Here is a 19695-nt window from a genome sequence, read left to right as displayed (position 1 = left end):
GATTGCCGAGCAGGAACGAAGGGCTGTGGTTCGGGGCCCGGTTCTCGCTGGAGGTCGCGTGGAATGGTGCAGGATCGTCGGACCGTGCCCGCATGCTGGCCGAATTTCAGCGCCGGATCATTCGGTCGGCTTCGGAGAGATCGGCCGACTTCTCCCTCGGCGACATGGGGGTGGCGGAGGCGGAACTGAGGTGCGCCCTTTTCGACGAAGAGGCCTTCGACCGGGCCGAGGTGCGCGGACACATGGTGACCGTGGCCCTCGCCGTCGATGAGGAGGACATGAGCCTGGCCAAGGAGCTGGAGCTCCTGGGGCCGAGGAAGGAGATCCAAGCCGCCGTTCACCGGGGGCGCATGGAGCGTGTCCGGGAACTGCAGCGTGACGTCCTGGTCGACTCCGTACTCGCGCGCGTCTGGTGGTTCGAGCAGCACCCCGATCAGTTGGACCGGATCTCCGAAGCAGGCGAGATGCTCGATGAGATGCTCACCCCTCCCGAGCAGGTGGGAGGAATCGTGAACGGCGACGGTGACGGGGATCGGGACTCGACCATGGACGTGTTCCTGGCCGGACTCGAAGAGTGGGAGCGGCCGGCCATGGTGGATCGTCTCGCGAGCATCCTGGAAGGATTCGAACGCGCGGACTTGGCGGAGCGGCTCCGACGCCAGTGGGCGAGGGCCGGAGCGGAGGCCGGAGCCTGAGGTCGTCAGGTCCCTCGTAGGAGCCGATTCCCCCATTTCCGGTTTCGGGTCGCCCCTCGGAAGGAGGGCGACACCGGACTCGGACGGTGGGAGGAGGACGGAGGACGGTAGAGCCGTCGGCCCCGGTCGGGTGTGTGCTCCTCGTCCGCGTGCTCCTCGTCTACGATCGGCCTGTGGCCTTCTTCCGGATCATGCGGTGCGTCTCGTTGGGGCCCGAGGAGGCGTGGCGGCGGCTGACGGACTGGCCCCGCCACGGGGCGCACATCCCGCTGACGCGTGTCACTGTCGAGCCCCCCGGCGCCACCGGGGTCGGGACGCTGCTCTCGGCGCGTACGGGGATCGGACCGGTCGGGTTCGACGACACGATGGAGGTGGTGCGGTGGTCTCCGCCCTCGGACGGGAGGCCCGGCATGTGCCGCCTTGAGAAGCGCGGAGCCCTGGTCACCGGATGGGCCGAGATCGTGGTGGGCGGGAGCGGCGGCCGGGCCCGGGTGCTGTGGCGCGAGGAGGTCCGGGTGGCCCGGCTTCCCCGCGTCCTCGACGCGCCCGCGGCCTGGGGCGGCCGCCTGCTGTTCGGGCACGTGGTCCGCGCCCTGCTGGTCGGGCCCTGAGGCCGCCGGGCTCCCGTGAGCGCCCATGGGCGCCCGCCGCGATCGTCCGGACCGGGAGGATTCGTCGTGGCGGCGGCTCCTCCCCGACACCGTCAGGAGAGAGGCCGGTCGGCGAGCGCGACGCCGGGACGCGGTGGGCGCCGGGCCGGGAGGGCGGCCGTCGGAACCGAGCGGCGTCGGCGCAGCGGTGTCCTCCCTGACCGGTCTTCCGGGCCGGTCTCCCGGGCCCGGGGAGCATCACCGGACGGCGCAGGCCAGCCGGATCGCGCCGTCGCCTGCGGTTCACCCCGCTCACGGGTGCCTCCCCGCCGCCCGCGCCCGGCCTGCGGGGCTGCCTGTTCCGTCGGCCCCCTGCGCTCGGTCCCCCGGTGCCACCGTCAGCCGTCTCCGTCCCGGGACCGAGGAACGGGTCGTCGATGACGATCCGGGCCTCGTCGCCCACCTCGGCCCAAGGATGGCGCGATTCGGCCACGGGGCCGCACGGGAATCGGTGTTCCGATCGGCCCGGAGGGGCGGGATAGGGGGAATGAATGTGAATGAATGTTATTTGGGCGGAACCTGAAAAATGTCCTATATGGGGGACTTCTTGTTCCGCGTCGCATTCTTGCGCGGAGCTGTGCCACGGGGAAGCGGCGCAGTGCCCGAACTGTCGGAACCGGCCGGCGCAGGGGGCTGTGGTGGCGCCGACCGGTTCCGCGTCTACCGGCCCGGCCGGGGGGTCACCTCGGGGCCGCCATAGGCGTCGGGGACGCCGTCTCCAGGGTGATCCTGTTCCGGCCGGCGTAGACGTTCATGGAGTCCCCCCTCAGGAAGCCGACCAGGGTCAGGCCGTGCTCCCGGGCCAGTTCGACCGCCAGGGACGATGGGGCCGATACGGCGGCCAGCGCGGGCACCCCCGCCATCAGGGCCTTCTGCACCAGCTCGAACGATGCCCGCCCCGACACCATCAGGACGGTGTTGCGCAGCGGGAGCATCCCCTGGCGCAGGGCCCAGCCCACCAGTTTGTCGACCGCGTTGTGCCGCCCGACGTCCTCTCTCAGGCACAGCAGGTTTCCGTCCGTGTCGAACAGCCCCGCCGCGTGCAGACCGCCCGTGCGGTCGAACACCCGCTGGGCCTCGCGCAGCCGGTCCGGCAGGCTCGCCAGCAGCTCGGGCGTCACCTCCAGGGTGTCCCCGGCGACGTCCCACCGCACCGCGGTGCGCACCGCGTCGATCGAGGCCTTGCCGCACAGCCCGCACGAGGAGGTCGTGTAGAAGTTGCGTTCCAGCGATGTGTCCGGCGGCGGCACGTGCGGCGCCGCGGCCACGTCCAGCACGTTGTAGGTGTTGGACCCGTCCGCCGTCGCTCCGGCGCAGTAGCGGATCGACTCCAGGTCCTCGGCGCCGGCCAGCACCCCCTCGCTGGCCAGGAACCCCGCCGCCAGGTCGAAGTCGTCACCGGGGGTGCGCATCGTGACCGTCAGCGGCGCTCCGCCGAAGCGGATCTCCAGCGGTTCCTCGACGACGAGGGTGTCGGCGCGGTCGTCCGAGGCCGCGCCGCGGATCCGCAGCACCTTCTCGCGGGTGGTCACGCGTCCCATGAGCCCTCTGCCTTTCTGGCGTCGCGCCCGTCCCGGTTCTCATGCCCGGGACCGGTTCACTCCATTGTCTCCCCGCCGCCGCGCCCCTGATCCCTTCCGGGTGCGTTCTGCACGTGCTGGTACCCGAACCGCCCCTTGATGCACAGGTTGCCGTGCGTCACGGGGTTGTCGTGCGGCGAACTGGTCTTGACGATCTCACCGTCCTGGACGTGCAGGGTGACGTTGCAGCCCACCCCGCAGTAGGTGCACACGGTCGTCGTCTGGGTCTGCCGCTCCTCGTCCCAGGTCCCCTCCCGGCGCATGTCGAACTCGGTGGCGAACGACAGCGCCCCGGTGGGGCAGACCTCGATGCAGTTCCCGCAGTACACACACGCCGAGTCCGGGAGCCCGACGTCGAACTCGGTGGACACCCGCGCGTCGAACCCGCGCCCGGCGATGCCGATGGCGAAGGTGTTCTGCCACTGCTCGCCGCACGCGTCCACGCACTTGTAGCACATGATGCACTTGCCGTAGTCGCGCACGTAGAGGTCGTTGTCGTCCTTGGCGGGCTGCTCGACGGTCGCGGCGGCCGCCCCGTCCACCGGGCCGTGCTCCCCGGCGTGGCGCGCGTCGCGCTCGCCCAGCGGGGCGGGTTCGGCGCGCGGGCCGAACCGGTCCGGCTCGGCGTCGTAGCGCTCGTTCCACTCCGGGACGCCCGGCGTGGTGGACAGGTCGACCGACGATCCGAGCAGCTCCAGGACGAGCCTGCGACTGTGCCGCACGCGCTCGGAGTCGGTGAGGACGCTCATCCCCTCCTCGGCCTTGCGCGAGCACGCCGGGGCGAGCGTGCGCGCGCCCTCGACCTCGACCACGCACACCCGGCAGGCGTTGCGCGGTGTGAGGGTGTCGCCGTAGCAGAGGGTCGGGACGTCGACCCCCTTGGCCTCGCAGGCGTCGAGGAGCGTCGAGCCCTCGGGGACGCGGAGCTCCTCGCCGTCCACGGTGACCCCGACCAGGCGGCGCGGGGGCGCCAGGGGGACCGGTCCGGCGGGGGAGGGGGCGGGGGTCTCAGGTGCGGCGGTCACGGCGCCTCCTTCGTGGTCGACGGGGCGGCGGCGGTCAGGGGCAGGGTCCTTCGGGTCGGCGCGTCCGCGAACACCCCGAGCCGGTCGATCGCCGACTCGACCGCGTTCCAGGCCGTCTGCCCGAGGCCGCAGATGGACGCGTCGCGCATGGCCGCACCCACGTCGCGCAGGAGGGCGATGTCGGACCCGTCTCCGGTGCCGCCGGACAGCCGCGCCAGGGCCTCCTCCTGGCGGACGGTGCCGACCCGGCAGGGCACGCACTGTCCGCACGACTCGTCGCGGAAGAAGGCGGCGATGCGGACGAGGACCGCGGGCAGGTCCACGGTGTCGTCGAGGACCAGGACGACGCCCGAGCCCAGGGTGGTCCCGGCCTCCCTGGCCCCCTCGAAGGTGAGGGGCACGTCCAGCTCGTCGCCGCGCAGGAACCCTCCGGCCGCCCCGCCGAGGAGGACCGCGCGCGGCTCGGGGGGCGACGCGGCGCCGGTGTTGGCGAGGCCGACGAGGTCGCGCAACGTGGCACCGAACGGCACCTCGTAGACGCCGGGGCGCGCGACGGTCCCCGACACGCAGAAGAGTTTGGGGCCGGTGGAGGACCCGGTGCCGATGCGCGCGTAGGCGGGCCCGCCCATCTGCACGATCGGAAGGACGTTCACGAGCGTCTCGACGTTGTTGACGGCGGTCGGGCGGCCGAACACCCCGCGCTCGACGGGGAAGGGGGGCTTGCTGCGCGGCTCCCCGCGCAGGCCCTCGATCGAGTTGAAGATCGCGGTCTCCTCGCCGCAGATGTAGGCCCCGGCCCCGCGGCGGATCTCGATGTCGAAGGAGAAGCCGGACCCGAGGATGTCCTCCCCGAGCAGCCCGCGCGCGCGGGCGCGGGCGATGGCGTTCTCCAGGCGGGAGAGCGCGAGCGGGTATTCGCCGCGGATGTAGAGGTAGCCGCGGGCCGCCCCGATCGCGAACCCCGCGACGGTCATGGCCTCGATGACCGAGAACGGGTCGCCCTCCATGAGCACGCGGTCCTTGAAGGTGCCCGGCTCGCTCTCGTCGGCGTTGCAGACGAGGTAGCGGGGCGCCTCGGGGCGTTGGGCGGTCCCGGCCCACTTGCGGCCGGTCGGGAAGGCCGCCCCGCCGCGTCCGACGAGGCCGGAGTCGGTGACCTCGCGGATCACGCCCGAGGGGCCCAGGGCGATGGCCCGGCGCAGGGCCGTGTAGCCGCCCGCGGCGCGGTAGGAGTCCAGGTCGGTGGGGTCGACGGCGCCGATGCGCCCGAGGAGCAGGAGGCCGGTGTCCCCGGCCTGGGGGACGGCGGCCTCGGCGGGCGGCTCGGCGGGCAGGGGGGCGAGCGGGTCGGGCGAGAAGGTGGTGGGATGCGCGGGGGTCCGGTGCCCGTTGCTCGACGCGGGAGGCGGGGGAGCGGCCCGTCCGGCGGCGGTCCCGTCCGCCCTGTCCTCCCCGTCCGCCCCGGTGGGCCGGGGCCCAGGGGGTGCGCACAGCACGTCCGGGTCGGCGGGGGCGGAGACCGCGTACCCGGGCGGGTCTCCGGCCTCGATCGCCAGCGCCGCCGGGGCGCGCTCGCACATCCCGAGGCAGGGGCTTTCGGCCCAGGCGACACCGGGGTCGTCGCGGTGCCCGCCCTCTTCGCCGTCGGGAGGCGGGGCCGACCCGTGGCCGGGCGGCCCGAGGCGCTCCTCAAGGGTCCGGCAGATCCGGCCCGACCCCTTGGCGGCGCAGGCGATGTCGGTGCACACGTGCAGGACGCGCCGGGGCCGCTCGTGCAGGGCGAACATCGAGTAGAAGGAGGCGACGCCGTAGGCGTCGGCCGGGGGAACGGTCAGGCGCCGGCAGATGTAGCCGAGCGCGCCCTCGCTGATCCAGCCGATGCGGTCGTTGACGGCGTGCAGGGCGGGAAGGAGGAGGTCGCGCCGTCCGCGTGCGGCCTGTCCGCCGTCGGCCCGGCGCAGGTCGCCGCCGGTGCGCTCGCCGCCCTCCCAGGCCGACCCGGGCGGGCCGAGGAGGGCGTCCACGGCGGCGCGCTCGGCGTCGCTCGGAGGCGTGTCCAGGTGCTGAAGGTCCACGTTCCCCGCTCACCTTTCACTGTGTGGGCGCCCGCGCGCGGGCGGGCGGTGGCGCGGTGGCTGTTCGCGCGGCTGTCCGTGGTCTACGTCACAGGATTTTGTATACGGGCTACAGTATGCCTTCGCTCGGCCGGGGACAACCCCCCGTCTGGAGCCGCCGGGAGGCATTTCCCCCGGGGGGCGCCGGGCGCCTGTGAACGGGCGCGGCGACGGCCTCGCGACCGTGCCGTGGTCGTGTGCTCTGGCGCGGTCCGGTTCCCTCCGAGGCGTGTCCGCCGGGGTCGCGGTTTCCGCCCGGCAGGGTCGCCACGGTCGTTGCGGCTCCGGGGCGGATCCGGTCCGCGTCTGGAGGGTCGCTTCCGCTGGAGCGGTGTCACCTCTGCCGACTGCGGCCGCATTGGGCGGGCGGGTCCCGGCCGGCAGCCGAAGGGCGGATCGCAGGCCAGGGCATTGAAGGCGGCCCGGTCCGCTCTGGAGCCGTATCCGGCGGGCCGACCCGGCCGGATGGAAGTCCCGCGGACGTGCCCCGGCGGCCGCCACCGGCGCTGCCGGTCGGTGGTCCTGCGGGAGTCCGGACAGTGCCCGTGGGCGGGGGACGACCGGTGGATGGGCCTGATCCGGTCGAGTGACTGAACAGCCGCCGTGCCCGGCGCCCGCGTCCCTCAGGGCCCTGAAGGCCGGGCGGGGCCCCTGGTGCGCGGCGCCCGCCCCGCCACGGGCGGACGGGGGCACACCTCTCCGCAGGACGTGGCCGACGGCCGGAGCCGGACGGTTCGGCGACCGCATCGGCAGGTGCGCGTCCGCTGGAGTGGTGGCATGTCCGTCCCACCGGGTCAGGGTGATCGGCACGGCCTCGGGGCGGCCCTGCCCCTGCGTCGGCGCCCCGACCGGCGCCCTGCCGCTGAGGGCCGCCTCCGGCCGCCCGCCCAAGGCGGGCGCGGCCGCCGAAGGTCTCCTGGACGCCGTCATCGGCAGGAGCGGCGGGCCCGGGGCCCGGAGATCCCGGGGCCCGGGCCCGCCGTCGCCCGGGCGACGGACCGGCCCCGCCCCCTGCGGGGTCGGTCCCGGGAGACCTCTGGTCGATGTCCCCGGGACCGGCACCAGGGCGGCGGGACGGTCACGCGACCGGGGCCCGGTCCACGCTTTCGGCGCCCTCCTGCGGCGCCTGTTCGGCGCGCTCCACGCGCACCGCCGCCGCTTTGTACTCGGCGGTCCCCGCGATGGGGTCCGTGGCGTCGATCGTCAGGAGCTGGGTGTCCACCTGGTCCGGGAAGTGGAACGTCATGAACACCAACCCGGGCCGCAGTCCCGGCGACACCGCCAGCGGCGCCACCACCGACCCGCGCCGGGACGAGACGCGGACCGCGTCGCCGTCCTCAAGGCCCAGACCGGAGGCGTCCTCCGGGGACATCTCCAACAGCTCCCCCCGCCGCAGCGGGGACGAGAAGCCGCTCGTCTGAACGCCCGTGTTGTAGTCGTCCAGGCGGCGCCCCGTCGTCAGCCTCAGCGGGTACTCCTCGTCCAGCAGGTCCACCGGCGGGGAGTGGCCCACGATGCCGAACGGCGCGGGCTCCCCGCGCTCCTGCGGCGTCTCCGACCACAGGCGGCCGTGCAGGTAGGACGGCTCGGTCCGGTCCTCGGAGAAGCAGGGCCACTGGAGCCCCTGCTCCTCCTCCAGCCGCGTGTAGGTCATCCCGCGGTGGATCGGGGACAGCGAGCGGACCTCGTTCCACACCTCCTCGGCGGTGGGCCTCTTCCACGCGTGCCCGAGGCGGTCGGCCAGGTCGCACAGGATCTCGATGTCGTCGCGCGCCCCCTCCGGCGGGTCGACGGCCTTGCGCACGAGCTGCACGCGCCGCTCGCTGTTGGTGAAGGTCCCGTCCGACTCGCACCAGGCCGCGCTCGCCGGGAGGACGACGTCGGCCTGCTCGGCGGTCCGCGTCAGGAAGATGTCCTGCACGACCATGTGGTCCAGGCGCCCCAGGCGGCGCAGCGTCGTCTCCGTCTCGGGCTCGGACTGGACCGGGTTCTCCCCGATGACGTAGAGCGCCTTGACCTCGCCCTCGTCCATGCCCTCGAACATCTGGGTGAGGTTCTTGCCCTTGCGCGGCTGGATGGCGGTGTCCCACGCGCGCTCGAACGGCGCGCGCGACTCGTCGTCGAGGATGTCCTGGAACCCGGTGAGGCGGTCGGGGATGGCGCCCATGTCGCCGCCGCCCTGCACGTTGTTCTGCCCCCGGAGCGGCTGCAGCCCCGATCCGGGGCGCCCGACGTGTCCGGTCAGCAGGGAGAGGTTGATCAGCGCGCGCACGTTGTCGGTGGCGTTGTGGTGCTCGGTGATGCCGAGGGTCCAGCACAGCTGTGCGCGCTCGGCCAGGGCGAATGCGTGGGCGAGCTCGCGGATCGCCTCGGCGGGGACGCCCGTCTCGGCCTCGGCCGCGGCCGGGGTCCACGGCTCGACGAGCTCCCGGTACTCCTCGAAGCCGGTCGTCGCGCGCTTGACGAAGGTCTCGTTGACCAGTCCCGAGTGGATGATCTCCCGGCCCACGGCGTGCGCCAGGGGGATGTCGGTCCCTACGTTCAGGCCGAGCCAGCGGTCGGCCCACTCGGCGGTGGGCGTGCGGCGGGGGTCGATGACGAACAGGCGCGCGCCGTTGTGCACGCCCTTCAGCACGTGCTGGAAGAAGATCGGGTGCGCGTTGCGGGGGTTGCCGCCCCAGATGACGATGAGGTCGGTCTCCTCCACCTCGCGGTAGGAGGAGGTGCCGCCCCCGGAGCCGAACGCGGCCGCCAGCCCGGCCACGCTCGGGGCGTGGCAGGTGCGGTTGCAGGAGTCGACGTTGTTGGTGCCGATCACCGCGCGGGTGAACTTCTGCGCCATGAAGTTCATCTCGTTGGTGGAGCGGGCGCAGGAGAGCATGGCGAAGGAGTCGGGGCCGTGCCGCCGCACGGCGTCGCGGAAGCCCTCGGCCGCGCGGTCCAGGGCCTCGTCCCACGTGGCGGGGCGCAGGCCGCCGCCCTCGCGGACGAGCGGTTGGGTGAGTCGTTGGTAGGCGGAATTCCGCCGGTCCGATCGCATCGTTGCCTCGCAGGGGTGGGAGGGGTCGTCCAGGTGTGCGGCGGGCAGGGTCGATCGATGGTGACTGTCTACAGTATTCAACCGTTCGGGGGTGGCGGCAAGGGGGGAGGGTGGGTGGCGGCGGCCCGCCCTCCTTCTTCCCCCGCCTTCCGCCGCCCGCTCAGGGCATCGGCGCCCCGGTCGCAGCCGGGGGAGGGGGTGCCGTTCCGGCCGATGCGCGCGGGGCCGGTCCTCCGGTCAGCCCGCCGCCGCGCCCTCGGCGGCCCGGGGCTGCACCGCCCCTTCGTCCAGGCGCTCGTTGAGCAGGCTGGCCAGGGCGTTGACCGTGCGCAGCGTCGGGGCGTCGGCCCCGGTGAGGTCGGCCAGCTCCACGACCGCGCCCAGGATGACGTCGAGCTCCATCGGCCGCCCGCGCTCCACGTCGTGCAGCGTCGAGGTGCGGTGGTCGCCCGCGCGCTCCGCGCCCGCCATGCGCCGGTCGATCGAGATGGAGGTGTGCACGCCGAGGCGCCCGGCGACGTCGAGGGTCTCGCGCATCATCAGTTCGGCGGCGGTGCGGGTGTCGGGGAACGCGCAGATCTGGGCCATGGTCGAGCGGGTCAGCGCGCTGAGCGGGTTGAAGGTGACGTTGCCCATCAGCTTCACCCACACGTCCTCCCTGAGGTCGTTCTCGACCGGGCACTTCAGGCCGCCTGCGGTCATCGCCTCGGAGAACGCGGTGCAGCGGGGGGACAGGGAGCGGTCGGGCTCGCCGATGGAGAAGCGGGTGCCCTCCATGTGGCGGATGACCCCGGGCCGCTCGATGGCGGTGGCGGCGTAGACGACACAGCCGATCGCGCGCTCGGGCGGGATGGTGGCGCTGACGGCCCCGCCGGGGTCGGCCGCCTCGATCCGGTGGCCCTCCCACCGGTCGCCGGACCCGTAAAAGTACCACCACGGGACGCCGTTCTGGGCCGCGATGACGGCGGTGTCGGGGCCCATGAGGGGGGCGAGCATCGGGCCGCAGGAGGCGTAGTGCTGGGCCTTGAGGCCGAGCAGGACGTAGTCGACCGGGCCGACCTCGGCCGGGTCGCCGGTCACGTGCGGGCGGGCGGTGAAGTCGCCGCGCGGGCTGAGCACGCGGACGCCGCGGGCCCGCATGGCCTCCAGGTGGGGGCCGCGCGCGATGAGGTGGACGTCGGCGCCCGCGCGGTGCAGGGCGGCGCCGGCGTAGGCGCCGATGGCGCCTGCGCCCAGGACGGCGATGCGCATGGGGGGTCCCTTCTCTCGGGGAAAGGAATACTGTATACAGTAACCGTGTGCGGGAAGGGTGACCCTCCACGGAGGGGGAGAAGGAGGCGGGGATGGTCCCGGACCGGGAAGTTCTCGCCTTCTTTCCGCACTTTTCCGCCGCCGCGGCGGCGGGCGGTCGGCGCGATCGCCCCCGCGCCTGCCCGCGCGTTTCGTACACTGTCGACAGTCACCGCCGAGGAGTCGGAGGACCGTCCATGCCCTTACCGACGACCACCGCCGGCGGCGCGGCCGACCCGGTGCGACGCCCGGCCCCGCTTCGCGAAGCGGTCTACGAGGCCCTCCTCGACCTGATCACCACCCGCGCCCTGCCGCCGGGGCGGCACCTGGTCGAGACCGACCTCGCGGCCCGGCTGGGGGTCTCCCGCCAGCCGGTGCGCGAGGCCCTGCAGCGCCTGAGCAACGAAGGCTGGGTCGACCTGCGCCCCGGCTACGGGGCGTTCGTGCACACCCCGGACGAGAGGGAGGCCGAACAGCTGCTGGCCGTGCGCGCCCTCCTGGAGACCGAGGCGGCCCGGCTGGCCGCGCGCAACGCGGGCCCCGACGACATCGAGCGCCTGCGCGCGCTGTGGCGCCGCGGCACCCGCGCCGCGGGAGAGGAGCCGGTCGAGGCGGCGGTGAACGCCAATGCCGACTTCCACCGCGCCCTGATCGTGTCCTCGGGCAACACGGTGCTGGCCGAACTCGCGGCCCAGGTGGACCGGCGGGTGCGCTGGTTCTACGCCCCGATCGCCCGGTCCCGCGGGCAGGCCTCATGGGACGAGCACGCCCGCATCATCGACGCGGTGGAGGCCGGACGCCCCGACGAGGCCGCGGCCCTGATGGCCGACCACACCGAACGCACCCGCGCGGCCTACCAGGAACTGGGGGAGGGCGGCGACTCCTCCGAGGCGGTCTGACCTCCAGCGGCGGAGCGGTGTGCCACGGAGCCGTTCCACGCGCCTGGCCGCTCCACGCGCCCGGGGCGCCGGGGCATGGAGCGGTGGAGAGGGAGGACGCGGGGTCACCTCAGGGCGGGAACGCGCCGGACCGGGGAGAGGCGGGACCACCAGCCGCCCAGACCCGCGGTGTCGCCCGCGTCCACCAGGGCCAGGGCCGCCATCGCCAGCGCCATCACCAGGTGGTCGTCCATGAAGGGGTTGTTGGGCGGCGGCAGGACCGCGGTCCACACCAGGACCAGCATCAGGGCCCCGGAGGCCGCCGCGATACGCATTCCGATGCCGAGCAGGAACGCCAGCCCGATCCCGAGCAGCCCTGCCATGAACAGCCAGTCCGCCCAGGCGGCCCCGGCGAAGGAGCCGTAGAGGCCTTCGAAGGGGCCCGAGGCGGCCTCGGCCATGAATCCGTACGTCGGGCTGCCACCGGCGATCCACGCCCCGTCGGCGGGCGTGGCGAACCCCAGGCCGAACAGCTTGTCCAGAAAGGCCCAGAAGAAGACCCAGCCGATGGCCGGCCGCAGGGCGGCCAGGACCCACCGCGCCGCCGCCGAGGCGACGCCGGGGGTGCGGGGAGCGCGGGTGTCGGAGGGGAGGGGGTAGGTTCTGCGCTTCCATGGTCGGCGTCCTTTCCACGGCCGTCCGGACGCTCCCAGGAAAGGCCGGTTCCCCGACGGGCGGTAGGGACGGCGGCAACGGTTCCGCGGGCCGTGGTTCCGTCGGAGACGGGACCATCGGACGCGGGGACGGCGGGGCGGCGGGGCGGCGGGTCCCGCACCGGACGGGACCGCACTCACTCCCGGCGGCGGTAGACCGTTCCCTCGTCCATTTCCAGGTCGGAGAAGAGCTGGGACACCGTCACGAAGTGGAAGCCCTTCGCGTGCAGCCCCTTGAGGATGTCCGGGACCGCGTCCACCGTCGTGCCGTGGATGTCGTGCATCAGCACGATGCTTCCCGGGCGGGTCTGTTCGAGCGCGGTGTCGGCCACCTTGCCCGCGTCGCGCACCTTCCAGTCCATGGTGTCCACGTCCCACAGCACCAGGGGCGCCCCCACGCTCCGCTTCGTCGTGGCGTTGAACGACCCGTACGGCGGGCGCATCGTCTGCGGCCACTCGCCGGTCGCCTTCTCGATCGCCTCCGCCGTGCGCACGGAGTCGTCGGAGACCCCGGAGGCCGACTTGCCCGCCAGGTCGTCGTGCTTCCAGGAGTGGGCGCCCACCTCGTGCCCCTCCCCGGTGATCCGGGCCGCCAGGTCCGGGAACTCCCCGGCCAGCATTCCCAGCAGGTAGAACGTCCCCTTCGCGTTGTAGCGGTCCATCGCGTCCAGCAGCCGCCCGGTGTGCTCGCCCGGCCCGTCGTCGAAGGTCAGCGCGACGCACGGGACGCGGTCGCAGTCCAGGTCGGCGCGGCCCGGCCCGTCGGCGTCCTTCAGTTCCAGCGGGGCGTCGGCCAGGGCCGCCGCGCGCGCCCGCTCGCCGAACGCCGACAGCAGCCCGGTGGCGGCCTCCGCGGAGACCGCCACCCTGGGGCCGTCGGAGGCCCTTGATCCGCCGCCGTCGCCGCCGTCCCCGGCGGTGGAACCCGCCCCCTCGGCGGGGGTGCCGGGCAGCGTCACCACCAAGCCCCCCTCGGTGTCGAAGGCCAGGTCGCGCAGGGGCGAGTCGCCGAGCTCGGTGCTCAGCTCCCACGCGTCACCGGGGCGGAACTCGGGCGCCTCCCCGGCGCCGTCGCCGGGGCCGCCGTCGCCGTCCGCGTCCCCGCCGCTCTCCCCGGAGGTGTCGCCGCCTCCTCCGGGGGCGTCGGCGCCGTCGCCCAAGGGCTCGGCCGACCCGTCCGACTCCAGTCCCTCGGGGAGCTCGCCGGGCTCCACGCCGTCCCGCTCCCGCAGCACCCGCGCCACCTCGGCGTCCAGCGCCGCCACCGCGTCCTCGCCGCGCAGCAGACCCGTCCACGGCAGCACCGCGCCGGAGCCGCCGTCGAACCACAGCGACTCGCCGTCCACCCGCGGTCCGCCGCCGCCCAGCCGGGCCTCGCGCACGATCCGTGCCCCGAGCACGTCCCCCGAGGCGGCCACCAGGTCCAGCCGCTGCTCCAGCTCGGCGGGCCCTTCACCGCCCCGCTCCTCCATGAAGGCGGTGTGCGCCTCGGCCATGGCGGTGCGCACCTCCCCGCCGAACCCCGGGGCCCCGGGCACCACCGGGTAGGTCCACGCGGTGCTCACCTCGTCGTCCGCCGCCGTGTGCGCGACCAGGTCCAGCCCGGGAACGCTCTGCGGGTCGGCCAGCGCCAGGGGCGGGGAGTCGGGCTTCCCGCCGACGACGGCGGCCGCGCCGGGTACGGCGAGCAGGCACAGTGCCACGGCCGCCGCGAGGGCGTGGCGCGGGCGCAGCCCGGTCGGGCGGAGTCGGGCGATGGCGGACACGGGCACGGGTTCTCACCTGGAGTTCGGGGGCCGGTCGGCGGCGCACGGGGCGGGAGCGGGCGGACGCGCCCCGGCCTCCCGCAGCGGACCGCATCGCGAACATACGGGCACGAGGGCGGGCGTGCAATCGCGTGCCCGCGGCGCGTCGCGGTCACCGCCGCGTCATACCATCCGAGTGGTCATGCCCGCCCGCGCACCGCAGCAGCGGCGATTTCGGATACGTCCTGATAACGAAGTGGTTCCATCGGGAACCTCGAGCGGCTGGGCCCCGTCCGAAGTGAGATCATCGGCGAGCCGCCGCGCGAATCGGCGCAGGCCGATGCAGTAATCCCCGAACCCAGGAGAAACCGAGTATGAGTTACGGTCCACCGCCACCGCAGGGCCCCGGGGGCTACGGGCCGCCTCCGCCCCCGCCCCCCGGAGGCGGCTACGGCGCCCCGCCGCCCCCGCCGAACATGGGCCCGACGGAGCCGCCGGCCAACAAGGGCGCGGCGATCGCACTGACGGTCATCGGGTTCCTGTGCTGCAACCTGCTCTCCGGCATCCTCGGCATCGTGGCGATCGTGACGGCTGAGAGCAACCCGAAGGCGTCGAAGATCTGCCAGATCATCGGCTGGGTCTTCGTCGCGATCGGCATCGTTTCCAGCATCCTCTACTTCTTCCTGGTCGCGGCCAGCGGAGCCGGGACGACGACCACGTACTAGTCCCCTCCGTCTCGTCGGCAGACCCTGCGACCGCCTCGGCCGTTCGGCCGAGGCGGTTCGCTGTTCACCCCCTCTAACCTGGCGCCATGCCATCGTGGAAGCCCTGGGGCCGCGCCGAGGCGGCCATGGAGACGCTCGCCCGCAAAGGGTTCATGCTGACCGTCGTCGTCGGCGTGGTCCTGGTGCTCGGCCTGGCCACCACGCTGCAGGAGCTGCTGAGCCGTTCGCCCGGCCCCGACTGGATGGGGCCGCCGCCCTCCTTCCGCGACTGGTTCCCCCTGTACTCCGGCCTGATCGGCGGCGCCGCCACCGTGGCGGCCGCCTGGCCCGGAACGCCCCCGCGCCGCCTGGCCCTGCTCGGCCCGGTCGCCCCCGTCGTCGTCGTGGCGGCGTCCGTGGCGCTGTGGCCCGGTGACCACGGGGCCTACGGCTACACCATGAGCATCCTCGAGGTGTTCGCTATGTTCCTCGTGGCCAACCTGGTCGCCTGGCACGCCTCGCGCAGGGCCGCGGTGGTGATGGCGGCCGCGACCACCCTGGCCATCCTCTCCCAGGCGCTGCGCAGCGAGGGGTGGGGCACCGACTCGGTCGGCTGGATGCTCCTGCTGGCGACCCTGACCTTCCTGCCCGGCCTGGTCCTGCGCTGGCGCGAGCGCGAGCGCACCTGGCGGGTCGAGGAGGCCCGGCGCGAAGAGCGCCTGTCCCTGGCCCGCGACCTGCACGACGTCGTCGCCCACCAGGTCAGCGGCATCGTCGTGCAGGTGCAGGCGCTGCGCCACGTGGCCGACCGGGATCCGGCCGTGGTCGCCGCCGCCCTGCCGCAGATCGAGGACGCCGGGGCCGCCGCCCTGGCCGCGATGCGCCGCATGGTCGGCGCCCTGCGCGAGGAGGGGGACGCGGCCCCGCTGGAGGCCCACGACCTGGCGGCCGCCCTGCGCGCCATGGAGGAGCCGGGCGACATCGGCCGCCCGCGGGTGGAGGTCGCCGTCGAGGGCGACCTCGGCGCGCTCCCGGAGGAGACCGCCTCGGCCGTCCTGCGCATGGCCCAGGAGGCGGTCACCAACGCGCGCCGCCACGCCCGCGACGCCGCGCTGGTCCGGGTCGAGCTGGCGGCCGACGCGTCCGGGGCGCGGCTGCGCGTCGCCGACGACGGCCGGGGCGGCGGCTCGGCGCACGGCCCCGGCGGGGGATACGGTCTGATCGGCATGGCCGAGCGGGCCAAGCTGCTGGGCGGGTCCTTCACCGCGGGCCCCGCGGCCGACGCGCCGGGGTGGCGGGTCGAGGCCGAGCTGCCCGCCGGGACGGCCGGGGACGGAGGGGGACGTTGACGATCCGGGTACTGCTCGCCGACGACCAGGCGATGGTGCGGACCGGCTTCCGGTACATGCTGGAGGCCGAGGAGGGCATCGAGGTGGCCGGGGAGGCCGGGGACGGGCTGTCGGCCCTGCGCCTGGCCGAGGAGCTCCGGCCGGATGTGGTGCTGATGGACATCCGCATGCCCGGCGTGGACGGCCTGGAGGCGACCCGCAGGCTGGCCGGGCCGGGGGTGGCCGACCCCCTCAAGGTGGTCGTGGTGACCACCTTCGACCTGGACGAGTACGTGCACGCGGCGCTGCAGGGCGGAGCCGTGGGGTTCCTGCTCAAGGACGCCGGTCCGGCGCTGCTGACCGAGGCGGTGCGGGCGGCCGCCCGCGGCGACGCGCTGGTGGCGCCGAACGTCACGGTGCGGCTGCTCAAGCACTTCGCCCGGCCCGCCCGCAGGCGACGCGACCCCGCGGAGGAGGCGCGGCGCCAGGGGCTGACCGAGCGGGAGCTGGACACGGTGCGGGCGGTGGCCGAAGGGCTGACCAACACGGAGGCGGCCGAGCGGCTCTTCGTGTCGCTGAGCACGGTGAAGACCCACCTGGCGAGCGTCCAGGCGAAGCTGCACGCCCGGAACAGGGTCGAGATCGCCGCTTGGGCCTACCGCTCCGGCCTGATGGACACCGAGGACTCCGCGCCCGGGTAGGGCGGGGAGGGGCCTGGCGCGGCCCGGCCCCGTCGCCGCGAAGGCGTCCACGGGGAGTGTCCCCGACCGTGCCGGGATGCCCGGCGGGCACCCGGAACGCTCGGACCGCGGCCCGGCAGGGCCGGACCGCGCTACCCGTCGTCCTCCGTGCGGGCCCTGACCGCGGCCATCACGATGGCCCGCAGCTGCTCGGTGATGTCGGCCCGGTCGCGCTCGAAGTCGGGGTCGGTCACCGCCGACGGGTCGTCGGTCGCCAGCTCCAGTTCGGGCGTGTGCACGTGCCCGGCCGGGATGTCGCGGCCCGCGGTGTCGCGCATCAGGGTGTTGCGGTAGGCGATCTCGTTGGACAGGTAGCCCCCGCCGCCGCCCGCGCGCGCCTGCGAGCCCTCGGTCGGGCCGTCGGGGCGCACCACCGGCTCCGACGCCCCGGCCGGGATCTCGGTGACCTCGGTGTTGTCCACGATCGGGAAGCGCCCCGCGGCACCCTCGACGATCGCGCGGCGGGGGAGCGTGGACCGGCACCACTGCGGCGGCGGGTCCGGCAGGCCCATGCCGCCGGGAAGCGGAACCGGCCCCTGCTCGCCGCGGTCCTCGTTGTCGGCCCGGCCGCTGCGCCAGGCGCCGTTGTAGGCCTCCAGGTCGAACCGGCCCTCGCGCCCCCGGCTGACGGTGATCACCGCGTCGGCCGGGGCCGCCGTGGCCCCGTAGTGCGGCATCAGCGTCTCCTCGGCCATGCCCTCGGTGAAGTCCCGCCAGCGCACCGGGAACACCGCCGCGCGCACCACCGCCGTGTGCCCCCCGGCCTCGAACGAGGTGCCGTGCAGGGCCAGCGCCGCCGCCCCCGACGGGTTGGACCGGCGCACGTCCTCGTCGAGCCCGAACGGGTCGAACCCGGTGACGATCACCCGCAGCTGCCGGTCGTCGGGGGCGAACACCAGGTCGTCGTGGCCCCGGGAGGCGTACTCCAGGCGGCGCAGCAGCGCGGCGCGCTCCTCTGCGGCCAGCGCGAACGGCGGCTCCCAGGAGCGCAGGATCGCGGCGAGCGTCAGCCGCGCCCAGTACAGCGGCCGGTCGTCCCCGGCCTGTCCGCTGCGGGCCGCCTCCGACCACAGCCGGTGCCCGTGCGAGGTGACGATCCGCGCGGCCTCCTCGGCCCCGGCGGCCCCCGCCAGGTCGGCGGTGAACAGGGGCGCCGCCGCGGCGAACCCGGAGCGGCGCAGCAGCTGCCGCGGCGCCTCCCGACGGGCGCGGTCCTCCTCGGCGGTGGTGGGGGTGGCGTCCATGGCTCCATGTTCGCGGGTCGGCGGTCCGAACGGGGCGTGAGTCTACATGCCCGCAGCGACACCGGGGCGGGTGCGGCGGCGCTCGCGGCGGGCGGGTGAGGTCCGGCGCGATCCGGGGTAGACCCGGCCTGTGGCGGTGTTCACGCGCCGCCGACGACCGGACCCCACGGCTCTCGATGGAGAGAGATCACGCATGCCGTTTACCACCACCCTCCCCGACACCGCCGACCTCGCCGAGCGCGCCACCGCCGCCCTTGAGGCGTGCGGGGCGGCCCGCCTCCCCGAGGACGGGGGCGCCCCCGGCTCGGCCCGCACCCCCATCACCGGTGAGGAGCTGTTCCGGCTGGACTTCGGCACCGCCAAGACCACCGAGCAGGCCGTCACCGCCGCCGACGAGGCCTTCCGCCGGGTGTGGCGGGACACCCCCGCCCCCGTGCGCGGGCAGCTCGTGCGCCGCCTGGGCGAGCTGCTGCGCGCGCACAAGCAGGACCTGGCCGACCTGGTCTCCATCGAGGCGGGCAAGATCCGCTCGGAGGCCGCCGGGGAGGTGCAGGAGATGATCGACGTCTGCGACTTCGCGGTGGGCCTGTCCCGGCAGCTGTACGGCCGCACCATGCCCTCGGAGCGGCCGGGCCACCGGCTGATGGAGACCTGGCACCCGCTGGGCGTGGTCGGGGTGATCACCGCCTTCAACTTCCCGGTGGCGGTGTGGTCCTGGAACACCGCGATCGCGCTGGTGTGCGGGAACACGGTGGTGTGGAAGCCCTCCGACACCACCCCCCTGACCGCGCTGGNGGCGGGCCGCCGCCGACACCGGCGCCCCCGAAGGGCTGCACCGGGTGGTGCCGGGCGGCCGCGAGGTCGGCGAGCACCTGGTGGACGACCCGCGGGTGGCGCTGGTCTCGGCCACCGGGTCGGTGGCCATGGGCCGTGCGGTGGGCCCGCGGGTCTCCGCCCGCCTGGGCCGCTGCCTGCTGGAGCTGGGCGGCAACAACGCCGCGGTGGTCGCCCCCTCGGCCGACCTGGACCTGGTGGTGCGCGGCAGCGTGTTCGCCGCGGCGGGGACCGCCGGGCAGCGCTGCACCTCGCTGCGCCGCCTGATCGTGCACGAGGACGTGGCCGATGAGGTCACCGACCGCCTCGCCGGGGCCTACCGGCAGCTGCGCGAGCGCATCGGCGACCCCTTCGACGACGCCACCCTGGTCGGGCCGCTGATCTCCGAGCGCGGGCACGCCGCCATGCAGGACGCGCTGGCCCGTGCGCAGGCCGACGGCGGCACCGTGGTCGCCGGAGGCGGCCGGGTCGGCGAGGACGCCGCGCCCGCGGCCTACTACGTCGAGCCCGCGCTGGTGCGCATGCCCGCCCAGACGCCGGTGGTGGAGGAGGAGACCTTCGCCCCGATCCTGTACGTGATGACCTACCGCACCTTCGAGGAGGCGGTGGAGCTGCACAACGGGGTGCCGCAGGGCCTGTCGTCGGCGCTGTTCACCCGGGACCAGGCCGAGGCGGAGCGGTTCGTGTCGGCGGCCGGGTCGGACTGCGGCATCGTCAACGTCAACATCGGCACCTCGGGCGCCGAGATCGGCGGCGCGTTCGGCGGGGAGAAGGAGACCGGCGGCGGCCGGGAGTCGGGTTCGGACTCGTGGAAGGCGTACATGCGCCGGGCGACCAACACGGTGAACTACGGCGGCGAGCTGCCGCTGGCGCAGGGCGTGGAGTTCCTGTGACGGGTGCCCCGGCGCCGTCGTGACGGGGCCGGGGCCTGAGGAGCGGACAAGGGCGCGGGTGCGGCCCCGAACGGGGCCGCACCCGCGTTGGTCCCGACGTCGTCGCGGCCGCTCCGGCGGCCGTGTCGGGCGGTGAGGGCGGTCGCGGCCCGGAAACGGGTGCGGTCGCCCCGGACGGGGGCCGGGCCCGGGGTGAGGGCGCCTGAGGACACGGCCCGGCGG

14 protein-coding genes and 1 pseudogene are annotated in these 19695 nt (G+C 74.7%); 7 read left to right on the top strand and 8 right to left on the bottom strand.

Annotation, left to right across the window (positions count from 1 at the left end; genetic code table 11):
- The first annotated feature begins 92 nt into the window (after window positions 1–92).
- Window positions 93–695 carry a hypothetical protein gene (locus D476_RS33190; protein ID WP_017624434.1) on the top strand — a complete coding sequence of 201 codons (603 nt, stop codon included), beginning with the start codon at window positions 93–95 and terminating at the stop codon, window positions 693–695.
- A gap of 173 nt (window positions 696–868) precedes the next feature.
- The gene (locus tag D476_RS0113305; RefSeq protein ID WP_026123478.1) at window positions 869–1306 is read left to right on the top strand and encodes a hypothetical protein; all 438 of its coding nucleotides are present in this window, start codon (window positions 869–871) and stop codon (window positions 1304–1306) included.
- A 719-nt stretch (window positions 1307–2025) separates the two neighbouring features.
- Here D476_RS0113305 and fdhD read toward each other — a convergent pair.
- From fdhD to D476_RS0113280, 5 genes are all read right to left on the bottom strand, one after another.
- On the bottom strand, window positions 2026–2886 hold the full coding sequence (gene fdhD, locus D476_RS0113300) for a formate dehydrogenase accessory sulfurtransferase FdhD (protein WP_017624432.1): 861 nt from the start codon (window positions 2884–2886) through the stop codon (window positions 2026–2028).
- A gap of 56 nt (window positions 2887–2942) precedes the next feature.
- Window positions 2943–3950 (bottom strand): 2Fe-2S iron-sulfur cluster-binding protein, encoded by a 1008-nt coding sequence (locus D476_RS0113295; RefSeq protein WP_017624431.1) that lies wholly within the window; start codon window positions 3948–3950, stop codon window positions 2943–2945.
- Window positions 3947–6025 carry an NAD(P)H-dependent oxidoreductase subunit E gene (locus D476_RS0113290; RefSeq protein WP_017624430.1) on the bottom strand — a complete coding sequence of 693 codons (2079 nt, stop codon included), beginning with the start codon at window positions 6023–6025 and terminating at the stop codon, window positions 3947–3949. The genes D476_RS0113295 and D476_RS0113290 overlap by 4 nt, the downstream gene beginning before the upstream one ends.
- 1117 nt (window positions 6026–7142) lie before the next feature.
- The gene (locus D476_RS0113285; RefSeq protein ID WP_017624429.1) at window positions 7143–9104 is read right to left on the bottom strand and encodes a molybdopterin oxidoreductase family protein; all 1962 of its coding nucleotides are present in this window, start codon (window positions 9102–9104) and stop codon (window positions 7143–7145) included.
- Window positions 9105–9341: 237 nt separating this feature from the next.
- On the bottom strand, window positions 9342–10355 hold the full coding sequence (locus D476_RS0113280; protein WP_017624428.1) for a 2-dehydropantoate 2-reductase: 1014 nt from the start codon (window positions 10353–10355) through the stop codon (window positions 9342–9344).
- A 236-nt stretch (window positions 10356–10591) separates the two neighbouring features.
- Here D476_RS0113280 and D476_RS0113275 point away from each other — a divergent pair, with 236 nt between their 5' ends.
- Window positions 10592–11293, top strand: a complete 702-nt coding sequence (locus D476_RS0113275; RefSeq protein ID WP_017624427.1) for a GntR family transcriptional regulator — start codon at window positions 10592–10594, stop codon at window positions 11291–11293.
- A gap of 104 nt (window positions 11294–11397) precedes the next feature.
- Here the strand turns inward: D476_RS0113275 and D476_RS33185 are convergent, their stop codons facing one another.
- Both D476_RS33185 and D476_RS0113265 read right to left on the bottom strand, forming a co-directional pair.
- Complete coding sequence (locus tag D476_RS33185; protein ID WP_017624426.1) at window positions 11398–11733, bottom strand: hypothetical protein; 336 nt, start codon at window positions 11731–11733, stop codon at window positions 11398–11400.
- 389 nt (window positions 11734–12122) lie between these two features.
- Window positions 12123–13757, bottom strand: a complete 1635-nt coding sequence (locus D476_RS0113265) for a polysaccharide deacetylase family protein (protein WP_017624425.1) — start codon at window positions 13755–13757, stop codon at window positions 12123–12125.
- 347 nt (window positions 13758–14104) lie between these two features.
- Here D476_RS0113265 and D476_RS0113260 point away from each other — a divergent pair, with 347 nt between their 5' ends.
- From D476_RS0113260 to D476_RS0113250, 3 genes are all read left to right on the top strand, one after another.
- Window positions 14105–14455, top strand: coding sequence for a hypothetical protein (locus D476_RS0113260; RefSeq protein WP_239648694.1), 351 nt, complete (start codon window positions 14105–14107; stop codon window positions 14453–14455).
- Between the two features lie 86 nt (window positions 14456–14541).
- Entirely contained in the window at window positions 14542–15783 is a 1242-nt protein-coding gene (locus D476_RS0113255; RefSeq protein WP_026123477.1) for a sensor histidine kinase, read from the top strand.
- Window positions 15780–16463: a response regulator transcription factor gene (locus D476_RS0113250; protein WP_017624422.1), complete on the top strand. Its 684-nt coding sequence runs from the start codon at window positions 15780–15782 to the stop codon at window positions 16461–16463. Before D476_RS0113255 ends, D476_RS0113250 begins: the two co-directional genes overlap by 4 nt.
- A gap of 131 nt (window positions 16464–16594) precedes the next feature.
- Here the strand turns inward: D476_RS0113250 and D476_RS0113245 are convergent, their stop codons facing one another.
- A complete protein-coding gene (locus tag D476_RS0113245) occupies window positions 16595–17746 on the bottom strand; it encodes a C15 family peptidase (RefSeq protein ID WP_017624421.1) in 1152 nt (383 codons plus the stop codon).
- Window positions 17747–17939: 193 nt separating this feature from the next.
- Between D476_RS0113245 and amaB the strand changes: the two are divergent.
- Window positions 17940–19473: pseudogene (gene amaB, locus D476_RS33180) on the top strand (L-piperidine-6-carboxylate dehydrogenase).
- Window positions 19474–19695: the final 222 nt, after the last annotated feature.

The sequence above is a fragment of the Nocardiopsis chromatogenes YIM 90109 genome (assembly GCF_000341185.1).
Classification (GTDB): domain Bacteria; phylum Actinomycetota; class Actinomycetes; order Streptosporangiales; family Streptosporangiaceae; genus Nocardiopsis_A; species Nocardiopsis_A chromatogenes.
This window is presented reverse-complemented; position numbering and strand designations above follow the sequence as displayed.